Origin of the sequence: Paenibacillus sp. FSL L8-0333 (assembly GCF_037965665.1) — a bacterium.
Classification (GTDB): domain Bacteria; phylum Bacillota; class Bacilli; order Paenibacillales; family Paenibacillaceae; genus Paenibacillus_AQ; species Paenibacillus_AQ odorifer.
The window spans coordinates 5,026,319-5,042,890 of sequence record NZ_CP150186.1; the positions used below are offsets into that span (position 1 = coordinate 5,026,319).

Consider the following 16,572-nt stretch of genomic DNA (forward strand, 5'->3'; position numbering starts at 1 on the left):
CGGGCAACTATTGTCCTTGGCACCAGACAGATTAATTCCCGTTTAACTGAATGTTCTGAACACGCTCGTAAGCTTCCTTATAAGTGCTCAACAACTTATCCACGCCGAGATTGTTCATCTCCTCCACATATTTGTCCCAGTCGGCCAGCTTTCGGGAGCCGGTTACAAACTTGGCAAAGCTTTCATCGCGGTGTTTTTGGATCGCCTGGCCGGTAATCGCGATAATTTCATTCTCTTTCTCCGTAAATGCAGGACGCGGCTGCATCATGGACGGATCATATTTCGTTGCTTCTTCAAAGGCATACTTCAAATTGTCTGAGAACAACGACAGATGTGAGCCAAAGTCGATCCAGGTGTACGTTCCGCTAGTCTGAAGTCCTGTCTGCTTCCGCATTTCGATCACATCGTTGTACTCTGGTTTGAACTTGATCGTGTCGCCTTCCTTCACATACGTCTCGCCCTCTACGCCCCAGCTGCTGAGCGTACGTCCCTCTTCGGAATAGAAAAAGTCCATATAGCTCATCACATCATCGATGTTCTTTGAGGTTGATGCCACGGTTAGGCCACCTTCCATATAATGAAAATACGGGTTCAGTTGCTTGCCGCCGGCAATGCCCGCTGGAGGAGCCATGAACTGCATGTTGAACTCCGGATTTTCCTGCTGCATCGCATTGTTGAAAAAATCGATCCGGCTGATGTAATCAATGGTCACAAACGATTTGCCCGTGGACACCATGTCCTGCCATTGCTTAGTTTGCAGAGATAGAAAGTCGGGCGGAATCAGCCCTTCGTCATAAAATATTTTCCACATGCTAACCATTTCCTTGTAACTATCTTCCGTGGGTCCAAAAAGCCACTCTTTTTTATCAAAATCATAATAAGCCCCTTCACCCGTCCCGTAATTCACAGTCATATTGGCATTCATTTCATCGGGAATTTGTCCGTAGCGGATCGAAAGCGGATAGCTGTCCGGATATTTCGCCTTCAAGGTTTTTAGAGCTGTATGCAGCTCCTCATATGTGGCTGGTGCCTGGATTCCTTCTTTGTCAAAAATGTCTTTACGGTATAACCAGATCATGCGATTCGTCTCGCCAAAGCCCTGATTCGGGAACATATACATTTTGCCATCAGCAGACAGTGCAGCCTTCGCTTCCTCTGGATACTGCTTTACCCAGGCGGTCAGATTCGGCATTTTGTCCATATACTCCATCAAATCCACCAACGCACCCTGTTGCCCGAATTTATTCGATTCTTTGCGGTTAGGCATATACATCAGATCCGGCATTGCCTTCGAGGCAATCGCCAGGTTCAAGCTCTCTTCAAGCTTTCCGGAAGGGGTCTGCACCTCGAGTGTGACACCGGTTTTCTCCTTCAGCCAGCTCCAAATGGGCCAGCTTTTCGAATAAGGGAACGTAGCATTGTTGTCTAAGAGCGCAGTGAAGGTTTTTTCCGTTTTGGACGAGTCAGTAGGTGAAGCGGTACTACTGCCCTGAGTATTACTCTGCGGCGAGGTGTCATTGCCCCCTCCGCTGCAGCCAGTTACTACGGTTGCTGCAATTACCAGTGGCAGCAGTACAGATTTCCATTTGTTCATTACGATCTCTCCCTTATTCTGAATTTGTGACGGTTCCACCCGCCTCAGCCTTTAACCGCGCCAATCATGGCCCCCTTAACGAAATACTTCTGCACAAATGGATACACAATCAGAATCGGAAGCGTCGAGACCATAATCGTCGCGTACTTCAGCGATTCTTCTATCACCATGTTGTCACCTCCAATGCTAGTAACATCTCCCGAGCTAGCACTGCCAGCCAGCACCAGATTGCGCAGCAGCACTTGCAGCGGGAACAAATCCGGTGAGCGCAGGTAGAGCAGCGGGTAAATAAAGTTATTCCACATGCCAACCGCGTAAAAGAGTGCTATGGTGGCGAAGGAAGCCTTGGAAAGCGGAACAATAATACGGATAAATATGCCGATATCATTCAGGCCGTCGATGCGGCCTGACTCCTCCAGCTCTTTAGGAATGCCGGAGAAAAAGGTCCGCATCAGAATCAGATTCCAAGTGCTAACCGCCCCCGGCAGCACCATGCCCCATACGGTATCGACCAGATCCAGGGAGCGAACCACGAGGAACGTAGGAATCATCCCCCCGCTGAAAAACATCGTCACCACAATCAACAGGGTGAAGCTCTTGCGCAGCGCCATATCACTGCGTGAGAGTGCATAGGCACCCGTGGAGGTAACCACCAACGAGATAAAGGTGCCAAGCACGGTGTAAATGAGTGTATTTTTGTAAGCCACCCAGATTTGCGAATCTCCGAGTACAAGCTTATACATATTCAGGTTAAAACCCTTAGGCCAGAAAGAAACTGTATTCTTCATGACATGCACATCACTACTGAGAGAGACAGCGAGCATATGCAGGAACGGATAAAGCGTGACCACCACAACCACGAGAAGGATAAAAGTGCTCACGACATTAAACCAGGATAAACGGGGTGATCTCATCACCACACCTCTTTTCTACCATAAACTTGTCTCGCTTACACGACGGCTGATGTAATTTGCTGTATAGATGAAGATCAAGCTAATCACGCCCATGAAGAGATCAATAGAAGCGCCATAGCTGAAGTTCCCCTGCACCATACCCACCCTATAGACATAAGTACTGATAATATCCGCTGTGTCGTAGATCGCCGGGTTCTGCATCAGGAACACCTTCTCGAAGCCAATCTCGAGCACTTTACCGATATTAAGAATCAAGGTGATCACGATGGCGGGTGAAATGCCGGGCAAGGTGACATGCCATATTTTACGCATGCGGCTGGCTCCGTCCATATCAGCAGCTTCATACAGCTGCGGGTCGATAGCGGTCAACGCGGCCAAGTAGATAATGGTCTCCCAGCCGATATGCTGCCAGATCTCCGACAGGACATAAATACCGCGGAACAATCCAGGTTCGTTCATGAAATTGATCGGTCCAATCCCTATGGCACCAAGCAGATTATTAATCAGCCCTCCGGTTGGGGATAAAAACATGATCACCATACTGGCTACAATGACATTTGAGATAAAATGCGGAAGATAGCTGACGGTCTGCACAACACGTTTGAAAGCAGCCTTGCGCACCTCATTAAGCAGAATCGCCAGTAGAATTGGTGCCGGGAAGCCGAAAAACAGCTTATATAAACCAAGCAGAAAAGTATTTTTCATCAGCGGCCAAAAATCGGGATTCTCAATAAACATCCTGTAATATTTGAGTCCCACCCAATCGCTGGCCCAAATTCCTTTAAAAAGATTGTAATCCTTGAAAGTGATAACTAATCCAAACATCGGTGCATAGCGGAAGATCAAATAATACAACAGGCACGGCAGGAACAGCAGCCAGAGCGCCTTGTTTTTATTCCAAGTTCTAAGGATTCCCGTTTTGTGGCGTTGGGGTCGCCGGTGCACTTTCTTTCGCATTTTGTCCTGCACTACGCTAGCTTGAGCCATATGCATGTCTCCTCTTGTTAAAATGATCATAAATCATATAGATGTCAGATTACTTCCCCCTTTTTTCTGGGATTTGTCTCCGAATTATAGCTGCATTTCTTTGGAAAGCGCTATCTACATGTTATATAACATTTCGCCTTAACTGCGGATTTCCATAGAATAGCGTACAAATCAGCAAAATTGCATATTGTTGGTGTTAGCTTTTTGCCGCTATGATAGAATTAATCCAATTCATTTACGGGTGCATCCAAAGGGGGATACATATGAAGGGATCCGTTACAGGCAAATTTGCGCTGAATGCCCTGTTCGTTAAGCTGATGCTAAGCTTCCTCAGTGTCATCTTGATTTTGGCATCATTTAATCTGTTCTCCCATCTCTATTTAAGCGGCAAAATCTATAAGGAGATGATCCGTCAAAATGAGCTTGGACTCGCACAAACGGTCGAAGGCTACGAAAATCATTTCCGGTTGACCCAGAACATGATTCTTGCCCTCACCCAATCCGATTCATGGACTGCCAATCTGGGCATTTTAAGCCACCTCAAAGAGAACCGTCGATATGATATCCCGGCAGAAGTGACATCGGATCTCTCAACTTTGTATGCTAATCCTTTTCTGCATATCGAAAATTTCATTCTTTATTTTAAAAAGGAAGATTATGTACTGGAGAGGGAGGGCCTAAGCAGCGCCGCAGATATGTTCGGTAAATACTACTTCAGTGCAGAATACCCTCCGGAGTACTGGAGCCGGCAAACGATGGACAATCAATTTTTAAAAGTCATGCCCGCCGTAACCTTTACCGAGAAAACTATACATTCCACCCGTACGCTCGGAAGGTTAATGCCAGTGCTGGTCAAAGCGATTCCTTATGAGGAAGTGTATGGGATTGTCATGCTGAATCCGCAGCTGATGCAGGATACCTACGGTGATGCCGGCAATACCCCATTCTATATTCTGGATGCACAAGAAAATTTATTGTTCTCTACATCAGATGTTAAACTGCAAACAAGCCAGCTTCCGGAAAGTAGCAATGCCCATGAGCGGGTCGGAGATCAATATTACTTCTATGAAAAAGGTAAACAAACCGGATTCACCTATATCCGAGTGACCGAGGTAGCGGCTATTGCCGCAGAAATGCGTGGTATGCAGCTATTGCTGGCTGTGTTACTCTCTGCGGCAGTACTGATCAGTGTTCTCTCATCCCTGATCTTCAGCCATCGGCTTAACCAGCCGCTCCAGCGCCTGATTGCTGCCTTGGACCGTAAAGCGGGCAGCCGGCCAGAAAAATTGAGCAGTGTGAAGGAATTCGCCATTATCGGCGACCGCCTGAGCTCCATTTTGGAGAATAACCGATTCATCCAGACCGATCTTGATCATAAGAACTCACTGGTACGCCAATATGCCTACACTCATAAAGTGAAAAATATCCCGCTGAGTAAAAGTCTTGCGGAGCTTGAAGATGTCCGGCAATCCGAACTACCCTATGCCTCCATTCTGTTCAAGGTCAGCTTCAAAACCTTGCCGGACGAATTTGAGAAACACACACTGATGTTATGGAAACTAATCCAAACCTTGATCACCGGAGGTGAAAGCGACAGCGTCGCACTCCAGCCGGAGCAGGATCAGCTCTTGCTGCTCCTGTTCAACCCCGGACCGCAGAGCAGTTTTCTGCAGGCTCTTGATACACTGAAAGAACTGCTGGATTCGGAGACATCCTTATACCTGACTATTGCTGTAAGTCCGGTATATTCAGGCGAAACCTCATTTACCGATGCCTACAATAATCTATCGATGTTGTTAAATGAGCGTAGATTGAACGGGGAAACACAAATTATCGTAGAACCTAGAGCCTCGTCCGCCAAATCCTTTCATTTAAAGGTGACCCACGGAGAGGAGCTGCACAATCTGCTGCAGTCTGGCAATGAGGAGGCTGTATTCGCTTGGCTGGATCGTCAGCTGGAGCAGCTGCAGCACAAGGACGCGGCGGCGGCGGATTTTCGGGCATTTGCCTTGGGAGCAGCGGAACAGACGAGCAAAACGGTGACGAAGCTGAATCTGCCCCAAGCGGAAGCGGAGCGTCTCTTACCACCCCGACTAGAGCCATTTAACGCTTTCCACTCAATGGATCAATACAAGGAATGGCTGCGTGATCTGGTTCGTCCTGTGCTCGTGGTCATCAGTAACCGCTCGGAGTCGCGCGACCCTATTATCAGCTTTGTGCTGGATTACTTAGACAAACATTACGGCGAGGACATCAACCTCAACCTAGTAGCAGACAAGTTGAATTTAACTCCAGGTTACCTGTCCAGCATTTTTAAAGAGAAAACAAACATCAACTTCAGTGAATATCTGAACAATCTGCGGATTGAGCGGGCCAAAGAGCTGCTAATGAATCTGGAACTGCGGATTCAGGATATCGCGCTTCAGGTTGGTTATCAGAACGTAAATTCCTTCATCCGTATGTTCAAACGTTGTGCCGGAATAACTCCGGGGGAATACCGCAAGCGCTATTCCCGTGATGATTCACTCCCCTCCTCCGGCCTTGGCTTATAAAGGGGCTACATTGCAGAGGAGAGGACAAAAAAGGCCCCCATTGGCTAGGGGCCTTTTTGTTGTAAAGATTTGCAATCAGAATCCCGTTTTCGGAATCTCTATTGGCACAATATTATAGGGTGCTGTCCTCCCCGTCCGCACCTGATACATCTGGTCATGGGCCTTTTTCGCTGCTTGCACGAAAGGTTCATATGGACGGTTGCAGACATCCACTACGCCGATTTGATAGTTTTCTCCGTCATAGCGTCCAAGCACAGGCTGATCATTCCATTGAAAATAATGAACTCCGATCAGCTGCGGGATGGCTGCCCCCTGCTCTACATAATAACGGTAAGCTTCACCGCGCTCCTTCTGAGTTGCCACCGCACGGATCCCATAAGCCAACATGCCGCCTTCAGCCGCACCAAAATGATATTCCCCAATCATGACTGGTTTGTTCAGTCGTCCGCTGATCTGGGCGATCTGTTCCTTGTCAGGACTGAACTGATAGCAGTTCATAGAGAATACATCAAACCATTCGCAGCCCTCCAGCACCTCATCACTGCCAACCCAGGCATAACGCATTCCCAAATTCAGATGATTCGGATCCGTCTGCTTGCAAAGACAGGCTGGCACTTCTACATACCGCCGGATCATGATCCGGTTGAACTGGTTATAATCCACTTCTCGGGCAGAAGTGAGATTATCCCCGGTTACATTCACATTCGATACATCGTATAAATCCTCGAATTCTTCAAAAACACTATCCCACGCCATGTTTAATTGCTCCACTGTTTTGTACTTTTCTGCAAGCCAGCGAATGAATTCCTTCTTGCTGGCATAACGGACCGGAGATTTCAGCATCTGCCCGGTCAAATTCAACCCATCCACGAATGCCCAATGCGGCTCATTACGCATGAAATAGCCAACCATTCTCTGATCTTCCCTTAATGGAAGAAGCTGCTCCGCAAAGCTCCCGGCATTCCGCTCATACTCCGGGCTAAACACATCCGGGAAATCCCGGAAAATAGATTGCTCCGTCATAGGAAAGTCCACTAGAGGATAAACATACGGAAGCTGAGATTCCTTAATAAAAAGATCATTGGACCAGTTACCGATGGTGTTGAATCCCCATTGTTGTAAGCGGAAATCCGTCATAGCCACCCAGTTAGAGCGCCACTCCGCCCCAAAAGCAGTGATCAGATTAGCAATCTCGAAGCTGAATTCCTCGCCATCCTGTGACCAAGCTTCTTGATAGATTCCTTCCCGCTCCGGCAACGAGGGTATCAAGTGTTCCATACCAGTTACATGCATAGAACAAGCCGGACCCACACAGTCCATCCCCGTACTGAACAGAGCATAACCCTCTGGATCAACGAACCACCAGCGGCTGCCGTCAAATTCCGTGCGGAAATATCCAGTTGGCGCGAATCTCAGCGCCTTCCAACCCCCGTACCTGCTGAGGTCACCTCCACTGTGATCAACTTGTGCCGCAAGTTGCCGCTCTTCGCGCAGCCGATCCGTCAATGCTTCTGCATCAACCGTTTTCCCTGGCCAACCCCTTCCCTTTAATTGGCCCAGATCATCTATATATGGTTGCTGTTCATACTCAAAGACGGGCTCAGTTAGACTTAGAGCCAAGCCACTAATTTGCACGGCTCTACTTGTTGTTGAAGGGAGAGTAGCGATAGAGAATCGGGTGATATGCTTGCGATCGATGCCTGCATCTCCCCTCAGTACTGTCTGCATCACACCCGGATAACGGGGGAGGAACAACTTTTCTCCATTTAAATGAATCAAAGGTAAACAAATTTTCGTGCGCACACCAGGTAAAATTCCTACATGATAAGTAATGACGCGATGATCCCGATCATAAAAACTGAATAACAGCACCAGAACGTCATGGCTTTCATGGTAAACCTCAGCATTAACGAAACCATAATCGCACCAAGCGGCGGATTCCAGATGCCCTGGCTGAAGCTCAATTCCACCACCTTCTGGTGTAGTGATTAACTGAAAAGCCTCAGAGGAAGTCGCAGTAAGTTGTGTATGGGGGTCACTTTTAAACCATTCCATAGGGAAGGAGACAGATAAACTCATCGGTATACCTCTTTTCTCTAAACTGTTTACCTTACTGAAATCAGTTGAAAAAGCTGCGGGTCTGCACCTAGACGGGGATCATGGCAGCGTTTGGATTCAAGAAACACACAACCCCAGCCCCCACGCTGTTCTCCTGCTACGGTAAGAACTCTTCCGTCATTGCTCCCAATAGTCAGTGAACCTGCTTCTGTCTCTGTAAGCAACCATATAAACTGATCTTCGTTGTCACGAATAGGCTCCAGCAGCAAGGAATTCAACGGGCCAATAGATAAGGCCTTTTCACTGTTTCGAATTCTCGCCCTACCCTTCTCTCCGTATTCAACCGTCCATCTCTGCTGCTGATCTTCATACGAAAGCGTACGGACTTCGACGTTCAGGGTCTCCTCATGTTCAATAGATTGATTTCCCGCCGCCAGATAAAGCCCCATTCCTAAGCTTTTCAATCTGAACAGACCACTACCAGAGCCGCATTCCACAGCTACGATTCCCTTCCTAAGGTCAATCACGGTTCGCTCTGCCCAGTCAAGCTTCATTTCCCGGTCAGAAGGAAAGCTGAGAGGCAGAAATACATAGGAAGAGGCATAATAATCCGCAGGGTCCCAGCGATCCCCAACATACAGGTAAGAGCACTGGTCATTGTCTGTTCCTACAATAGGAACTATAAAAGCAGGCTGGCTGTCGTATGTAGTGATGTCGCCCAAAGGCAGCAAGGGTGACCAACGACCAAATAATTCCTCGGACCAGGCATAGGTTCCTTGGTTAGGCAACCAGCCCGTACAGGCGGACGAGATGAGGAAGTATACACCCTGACGTTTCATTAATGCAGGTGCTTCACGCGCTTGTCCGGGCCACAAGGTCTTGACCTGTTCTTCTATGCTGAGGTAATCAGGTGACAGACGATACATAATAAGATCAGCATTTTCCCTTGCCGCGGAGATAAAATAAGCCGTCCCATCGTCATCCTGGAACAAGGTGCAGTCACGAGACATGTTACCTATCGGATTAAAGCTGCCCCGGTAAACATAATCCCCATCTACCGTCCCGCAATCAGCGATCGCGCAGCGCGCATCAGAGTAGTCGCGTCCATTTTCCCAATGCATCCACATAACAAATCTCCCTGTAAGTTTGTTGTAGAGTACTTTTGGGCGCTCAATTACCGCACCCGTTGGGCGACCCTCCCTGTCCAAGGGTTCAAGCTCTAATGTGGTGCGGTGATAAATCGGCTGTACCGGTGAATCGAGTGTGAGCACATTATTGCGCCATTCCCAATTCACTAGATCCACAGATCGGTAGCAGTTCACTCTCCGCCGATCCATCCGGTTCTCACCAAACCAGTAATAATATCCATCCTTATAGAGCATATGTCCACCATGTGCATGTACAGGATTCCCGCTCATATCCAGAAGCGGAGCGCTATTTAATAGGGTGACTATATTCGCGTTTTCGTCCATGATTATCCTCCAGAGGATTAGATTTTTATACAAAAAAGCAGGTTCGGCCAAGGATGGCCTTAACTGAACCTGCTGTTCTTGCGAACTTATTTCAATCCCATCTGAGACATCACATCCACCTTGCTAGCATTGTTATACCATTCGTTGATTTCTTCGGAAATTTTCGTACCGCCTTTGTCATGCCATTGCTTCACGAAGTCATCGTACGCAGTTAGCGGCTCTTTACTGTAAATAATTTTGGTGAAGGTTTCCTTTTCCATCGTATTCAGTTGCTCCCAGGTTGTCTGCATGGTCTTGGTAGGCGGACCGTTAAATGCATTTGGAAGCAGCGACTCTCTATTCTCATAGGAAATCACATATCCCTCTTTGGCTGTTTCATCATTTGATGCCGATCTGATCAAGACCCCATTCTCTGCTTTTGCACCTTTGGAAAGATCATAAAAAGATTTACCTGGGCCATCAACACTTGGTGTATTTTTGGTAAAAGCCATTTTCCCTACACCTTGAGCGGCATCCAAAGGAGTGTTGAATTTTTTTGAATCGAATACCACTTCATCGCCTACGATGTCATAATCATATCCCTGAGCATAACCATATTTGAAATCTCCGGTACCAAATGCCGCATCGTAAAGCTTGTCATAATACAAGAAGAAAGCTTCCATATTGTTAAAGTCTTTATTAAACATAAAGACACCATCGTTCTGTTGACCGGATTGGTAGGTTCGATCCCCACTTACACCGTTGATTGTTGGGTAAGCTTTGATTTTAGCCCCTTTTACGTTAGTTTCCACATCTTTAACACTGCCGTACAGCCAAGGACGGCCAATAATAATCCCTGCTTTACCTTCAGTGAAATCCGCAAGTGCATCCCATGCACCCTGTGTAGCCAATTCCTTATTTAAATACCCTTTGGAGTACCAATCGCGAAGTTTAGCTAACGCATCTTTTGTCCCATCAGCGACAGAACCGTAAGTGAGTTTACCATTGTCGTTATACCATTGGCCGGGGAGACTCTTCCCTGTATAAGCACTAAAAATCATTACAGAGTCGCTTACCCAGCCCGTGTTGTAAGAATCTTTTCCCGAGAAATCAAATCCATAAGTATCATTTTTTCCGTTACCGTCCGGATCATCATTCGTAAAGGCAGCGATAACCTGTTCAAATTCATCTATATTTGTTGGCGCTTTTAAATTTAATTTATCTAACCAATCTTGACGGATAAGCATGACTTCACCTTCGGTGAGGTTGGGCGAAATCGCCATCCCATAAACCTTGCCATTCTGGATAACCGGGTTGAACGTTGTTGGATATTGTTTATATATTTCTTTCAGACGCTCAGGCATGTATTTGTTTATGTCTTCCGCAATATCTTTTACAAGTCCTGATTGAATCAAATCATTTTCTAGTGAGGTATCATACACTGGCAAAACATCCGGGAGCTTCTCGGAACCAGTGAGCGCTAAACGAAGTTTCGTATTATATTGGGAGGCATCACCGCCCAAAAGAGTAGTTTGGATGTTAATCCCTAGATTCTCTACACCCCAGCGGGTCAACACATTATCATTTAAGCTCTCCCCGTTGATATATTTACCGGCATTCTCATCTTGTTGCTTGGCGATATTAATAGTAATAGGAGGATCGTATTTGCCGTCTTTGAGAACCGCTTCTGCCGCATTAGATTCTTTACCGTTTGAGCCGCAGCCCGCTAGTAATCCCGCCATCAATACAGTAGTCGTAATTAAGGCCCCTGTTTTTTTCATTGATATGCTCCTTTAAATTTAAGTTTTATATGTTGGTCACGTTATTCTTTTACAGCACCCAGAACGATGCCTTTGACAAAATACTTCTGTAGAAATGGGTACACAAGGATAATGGGCAGTGTGCTAATAAAAATTTGCGCAGCTTTGATACTCTGTTCTGACAACGCGGCTGCTTCTGATTGACTAAGTGCCATACTCTGCGCTGAACCTTGTACAACTACAGTCTGTAAGAATGAAGCTAACGGATAGTCCGTTGTATTCGACATATACAAAATCCCATCAAACCATGCGTTCCAGCTCCCTACCATGATAAACAATCCGACGGTTGCCAGACCGGGAAGGGAAAGCGGAAGATAGATTTTCCGGAAAATGACGAAGAACGAAGCCCCATCGATAAATGCCGCCTCTTCAAGCGCCTTAGGGATTGTTTTAAAGAAATTCATAATCAGAATCAAATTGTAAGCTCCGAAGGCACCGGGAAGAACGAGCGACCAGATCGTATCCTTGAGCCCAAGTTTCGTAACCAATATATAAGAAGGAATCAATCCACCGGAAAACAACATCGTGAAAATAAAAATCCACATTAAAGCATTACGCCCACGGAAATCTTTGGACAAGGCATACCCTGCCGTTGTAATAATAAACATGCTAATTAACGTCCCCAGCACCGTCCGGACCACTGAGATTCTCATGGAGCCTGTAAAATTCGTGTTTTTAAAAGTTTTCACATAGGCTTCGATATTAAAGTCCACCGGCCAAAAGGATACCAAATTCCCATTTACCGCTGTCTTACTGCTAAATGATTGTGCTAGCAAATGAAGCATAGGCAATAAACACGATAAGGCTACTAGAATCAGGAGGATATGATTGAAAATCGAAAATATCCTATATCCCTTGGATTTATAATACACTCCCATTCCTCCTAACTGTTTTGAAGGCTTAACAACTTCGACTTAAAATATTTTGTAGTTAGCTACCTTGTAAGCAATTCGATAGGAAATTACGATTAAAATGAAGCTGATGCCAGATTTAAACAACCCAACAGCGGTACCAAAACCGTATTGGCCATTCAATAAGGATGACCGGTAAACATAAGTATCGATGATATCTCCCGTACTATATACGAGTGGATTGTATAAGTTAAAGATTTGGTCAAATCCTGCATCCAAAATATTTCCAAGGCTTAACGTCGCAATTACGATGATCATCGGCATCATACTCGGTAAGGTAACATGGCGTATTTGTTGGCGGCGTGACGCGCCGTCTATCTCGGCGGCCTCATAATAAGAAGGGTCGATCCCTGTGATCACCGCTAAGTAAACAATCATGCCAAATCCGAAGTTTTTCCATAAATCACTGATGATGATCGTCGGTCTGAACAGCGTAGGATCACCCAAAAAGAAAATGGGTTTTAGTCCGAGGAAATTCGTAAGAAAATGATTTATGCCCCCGTCAAGACCCAGGATATCAATCATGATTCCGGCAACGGTTACCCAAGAGAGGAAATGCGGTAAATAGACCAAGGTTTGAATACTCTTTTTAATCCCCATGTTTCTAATCTCGCTTAGCAGAATCGCCATAAAGATAGGAACGATAATTCCGACTATAATTTTGATTACAGCAATAATGAGGGTGTTGATAATAGATTGTGTCGCCTCTTTATATTGAAAGATTCTTGCGAAGTTATCCCAACCAATCCAAGTTGAACCTGTAATTCCAAGCCAGGGCTTGTAATCCTGAAAGGCCATCACTAATCCGACCATAGGACCGTAGGCAAAAATTAGAACGAATACCAAAGCTGGGATACATAAAACATACAATGGCCAATTTTTTTTAATTTCCTTTTTCCAAGGATTTTTCCTGTTTTTTTTAACGTTGGCTTTCTCACTCCATTTGAGCTGGGTATTCATTATCTGTGCTATTGTGCTTACCCCCTTTTACATTCTTGGCTGCTAATTTCTTTCTGATTTAATGTTAACAAAAGCGCTTTCATTCGAAAATGTCTCAAATTAAATATCATAACCACTCGCTAAACATCTTTATAAACGCTTTCATTTTGCGAGAGCTCTTCCCTTTTTCTTTTGGAATATATGGCTTATGATGAATTCACACGAGTCCTAGCGACAGGAGTAATGCTTATGATTAAAAAAGTAAATATGAAACGATTCATATATTTTTTCGTTTTTTTCCTTTTACTTACCTTAAGTTTGTTTTTCATAATGAACTCCCTAGGTTCCAAAACCATTCAAGAGAGCTTGGTTAACTCCTCCAAAAATCAGCTAGCTTATACGGAAAGCATACTGGATGGCATCATCTCTGAGGCAAGTTTGTATGGCATCCAATATACAGCCGACACCTCCGTACGTTTCTATCAAAGCAAAATACAAGAGATGAACAATTACGATGCCCAGATGAAAAAAAACGATATCTATGACCGCATATCAGCACCACTCCTCTCCAGTCAGGCCATTGAATCTATCGGTATCTACTGGAAAACGGACGGCACTTTTATTTTCACGGGTCATGATTCGCTTGCCAAACAGCCCTTTCAGAAGGTCACGCAGCGAGGCTGGCAGATTGTTAATAATAATTTGTATTATTTTTCAATCTACCCTTATATTCATGAGCCTAAGAATCCTGCCAATATTCAATACATTGTGGGCGTTAAGCTGAAAAAGGAGTATTTAACAAGTCTTTTAGAAAAAGCAGTGAGTGGCGGTGAGAGCTCCAATGCCTTTTTGCTTGTGAACAAGAGTTTGATGATTAGCAATAAAGCGGTGGATATTCGAATCGAGGAAAAAGCCAAGGAGACGATAACACCCAATGCACATGAAATTCTAAAGTTTGACTATCATATCAACGATGACGATTATTATGTTTTATCGAAGTATATTGATCCGATTGATACGTATCTAGTTACCTATACGCGAATGAGTGATTTTTTGAATCCGCTTAACCAGAATAAACAGGTGTTTTTTGTCAGCATCTTAATGATCTTGATCATTGGCCTTATCGTGATTTTTATGTTCTATCGAAACTATTATCGCAATGTATATCTGCTCGACAAGAAATTCTACCAAGTGGAACAAGGGAATTACAGCACCAGAATTAGTGAGAACCCGGACAATCAATTTTATAGTCTATTTAAAAGCTTTAACCACATGGTCGCCAAAATACAGGCTTTATTCGCTTCATTAAAAATAGAAACCGAGCTGCGCAGAAACGCGGAAGTGAAACAGCTGCAGGCTCAGATCAATCCACATTTTCTTTACAATAATCTGTTTTTCATTATGGCTGTGGCAAAAACTTCACCGGAAGCCGTAATGCAGATGAGCAAACATTTAGCAGAGTACTATCGTTATTTAACAAAAATGAATTCAGATAATGTTACGTTGGCTTCTGAATTGCAGCTTGCCGATCATTTTTTATCCATCATGTCACTTTCCAAAAAAATAAATTATGAAATCAACCTGCCCCCTGAACTGGGAGAGCATCTGATTATGCCACTGATTATCCAGCCTATGGTCGAGAACGCGATTCAGCATGGGATTGAAGAACAGCAAGGGGCTTATCGCGTTACTATAGATGTAAAAGCACTTGATACTGGAGCGTTAATTATTGTAGCCGATGATGGTAAGGGGCTTACTGCTGAGGAAATACACCAGCTAATGGCCAGGCTTGAGAATGAATCCCCTCCTGAAGGATCAAGAGGAATTGGTCTTTGGAACATTCATCATCGCCTCAAAAATGCGTATGGTGAATTAAGCGGACTGCGTTTCTTCATTAATGACTGGGGCGGTTTATCCGTGCTGGCATTCATAGATTTCTCGCTGGATGAAGGAGGTCAATATGCGACTACTGATAGTTGATGACGGGCATTACATCGTTGAATATTTAAAACACCTTCTGGATTGGAACAAATTTGGGATTGAGCATATTGAGACGACAACAAATTCGATTGAAGCCAAGGAGCTATTGAATCAGAATCATATAGATATTCTTATTACAGATATTCGTATGCCCGAGGTATCCGGCATTGATTTACTGCATCATGTTCATGAAAAAAAGCTCAAAACCAAGGTGATTTTTCTTTCCGGTTATTCTCAATTTGATTATGCACAGCAAGCCATCCGTCTGGGCGCTTTGGATTATTTACTCAAGCCGGTAGATAAAGAGGATATGGAAAAAGCCATGAGTCAAGTTATTAAGAGTATCGCTGAGAAACCCTCAAAAACCCCAGTGGCAGAGAAAAAGATAGATGGGCTAGGTTACCTGCTATCTGTTATTAGCGAATCTTCCCCAATACGTAATGATTACAGTACATTCGATTCTACCTTCCGGAATGAGCATTTTTGCTTTTTTCATGTCTCAGGGGCTAGTGGGAAAGATGAAATGATGTTAAAAGATCATAATGGTGGACGAGACTTTATTTGGACCACTCCATCAGCCATTACTGGAATTATTCCAGAATCAAATACCGAAACTGTGGCAAGCAGCGTCGATTCCATTTCTTTTTCCGAGCCGTTTGAATTTTCTCAAAAGCATGCTGTTCGGCATATTTTTTATCATTTCTTTTTTAATGAAAATATAGGTACCAGTGACTTTACTATGCTGCATGACTCTAGTGCTCTCCCTAAATTAGAGCTTGGAGAATGGGAGCAAACCAGAAAAAACATTTTAAAAAACTTTGCCAAGCTCACTGTCAAAAAACAAAAGCTCCTCTACCTGCTCGAATTCATTAATTTGCTGTATTCCACAACCGCTAAAATACAATCAGCTGAGGCCGCAGACTGGATTTTCAATCAATTATCAGAGCCAAATACGGCTCTTCAATCCATCTTGCAGAGCCTCACCCAATTAGATAGAAGCGCTAAATTTTCCAATCAAAATATTGTCCATACCATTCAAGCCTATATCTCCAATCATATTAGTGAATGCTTGAGCCTGGAGGACTTAGGGAAAATTGTTCACCTCCATCCTGTTTACCTGTCCAAATTTTATAAGCAGGAGACGGGCGAAAATTTATCGAGCTACATTTCTTCTAAACGCTTGGAAAAGGCCTCCAAGTTATTGATCGATTCCAACTTACATGTGCTCGATATTTCACATCTAGTCGGCTACAAAAAGCCACAATATTTCATTAAGCTATTCAAAGATCAGTATGGCATTACGCCTTATCAATATCGAAGACAGCAGATTAAATGAAACAAAAATTGAACAGATCAGCAAAAAAGT

Annotated in this window: 11 protein-coding genes; 3 read left to right on the forward strand and 8 right to left on the reverse strand. The window is 44.6% G+C overall.

What is annotated here, in order from left to right:
* Window positions 1-31: 31 nt before the first annotated feature.
* The 3 genes from NYE72_RS22595 to NYE72_RS22605 are packed head-to-tail and all read right to left on the reverse strand — an operon-like array spanning window position 32 to window position 3,495.
* A complete protein-coding gene (locus tag NYE72_RS22595; protein ID WP_339210436.1) occupies window positions 32-1,594 on the reverse strand; it encodes an extracellular solute-binding protein in 1,563 nt (520 codons plus the stop codon).
* A 44-nt stretch (window positions 1,595-1,638) separates the two neighbouring features.
* On the reverse strand, window positions 1,639-2,508 hold the full coding sequence (locus NYE72_RS22600) for a carbohydrate ABC transporter permease (RefSeq protein ID WP_036683160.1): 870 nt from the start codon (window positions 2,506-2,508) through the stop codon (window positions 1,639-1,641).
* Window positions 2,509-2,523: 15 nt separating this feature from the next.
* Window positions 2,524-3,495 (reverse strand): ABC transporter permease subunit, encoded by a 972-nt coding sequence (locus NYE72_RS22605; RefSeq protein WP_081382599.1) that lies wholly within the window; start codon window positions 3,493-3,495, stop codon window positions 2,524-2,526.
* Window positions 3,496-3,758: 263 nt separating this feature from the next.
* Here NYE72_RS22605 and NYE72_RS22610 point away from each other — a divergent pair, with 263 nt between their 5' ends.
* Complete coding sequence (locus NYE72_RS22610; RefSeq protein ID WP_076275124.1) at window positions 3,759-6,047, forward strand: AraC family transcriptional regulator; 2,289 nt, start codon at window positions 3,759-3,761, stop codon at window positions 6,045-6,047.
* Window positions 6,048-6,122: 75 nt separating this feature from the next.
* Here NYE72_RS22610 and NYE72_RS22615 read toward each other — a convergent pair whose 3' ends face one another.
* The 5 genes from NYE72_RS22615 to NYE72_RS22635 all read right to left on the reverse strand — a co-directional run bounded on the left by NYE72_RS22615 (window position 6,123) and on the right by NYE72_RS22635 (window position 13,175).
* Window positions 6,123-8,126 (reverse strand): beta-galactosidase, encoded by a 2,004-nt coding sequence (locus NYE72_RS22615; protein ID WP_339210438.1) that lies wholly within the window; start codon window positions 8,124-8,126, stop codon window positions 6,123-6,125.
* Between the two features lie 26 nt (window positions 8,127-8,152).
* A complete protein-coding gene (locus NYE72_RS22620) occupies window positions 8,153-9,577 on the reverse strand; it encodes a family 43 glycosylhydrolase (protein ID WP_076100982.1) in 1,425 nt (474 codons plus the stop codon).
* Between the two features lie 86 nt (window positions 9,578-9,663).
* Complete coding sequence (locus tag NYE72_RS22625; RefSeq protein ID WP_076100980.1) at window positions 9,664-11,337, reverse strand: hypothetical protein; 1,674 nt, start codon at window positions 11,335-11,337, stop codon at window positions 9,664-9,666.
* Between the two features lie 41 nt (window positions 11,338-11,378).
* On the reverse strand, window positions 11,379-12,254 hold the full coding sequence (locus tag NYE72_RS22630; RefSeq protein ID WP_036683169.1) for a carbohydrate ABC transporter permease: 876 nt from the start codon (window positions 12,252-12,254) through the stop codon (window positions 11,379-11,381).
* 36 nt (window positions 12,255-12,290) lie between these two features.
* Complete coding sequence (locus NYE72_RS22635) at window positions 12,291-13,175, reverse strand: ABC transporter permease subunit (protein ID WP_036683235.1); 885 nt, start codon at window positions 13,173-13,175, stop codon at window positions 12,291-12,293.
* Between the two features lie 300 nt (window positions 13,176-13,475).
* On the opposite strand from NYE72_RS22635, the gene NYE72_RS22640 reads away from it, so the two are divergent.
* Both NYE72_RS22640 and NYE72_RS22645 read left to right on the forward strand, forming a co-directional pair.
* On the forward strand, window positions 13,476-15,206 hold the full coding sequence (locus NYE72_RS22640) for a histidine kinase (RefSeq protein WP_339210440.1): 1,731 nt from the start codon (window positions 13,476-13,478) through the stop codon (window positions 15,204-15,206).
* Window positions 15,187-16,542, forward strand: a complete 1,356-nt coding sequence (locus tag NYE72_RS22645) for a response regulator (RefSeq protein WP_339210442.1) — start codon at window positions 15,187-15,189, stop codon at window positions 16,540-16,542. The genes NYE72_RS22640 and NYE72_RS22645 overlap by 20 nt, the downstream gene beginning before the upstream one ends.
* The last annotated feature ends 30 nt before the right edge of the window (window positions 16,543-16,572 follow it).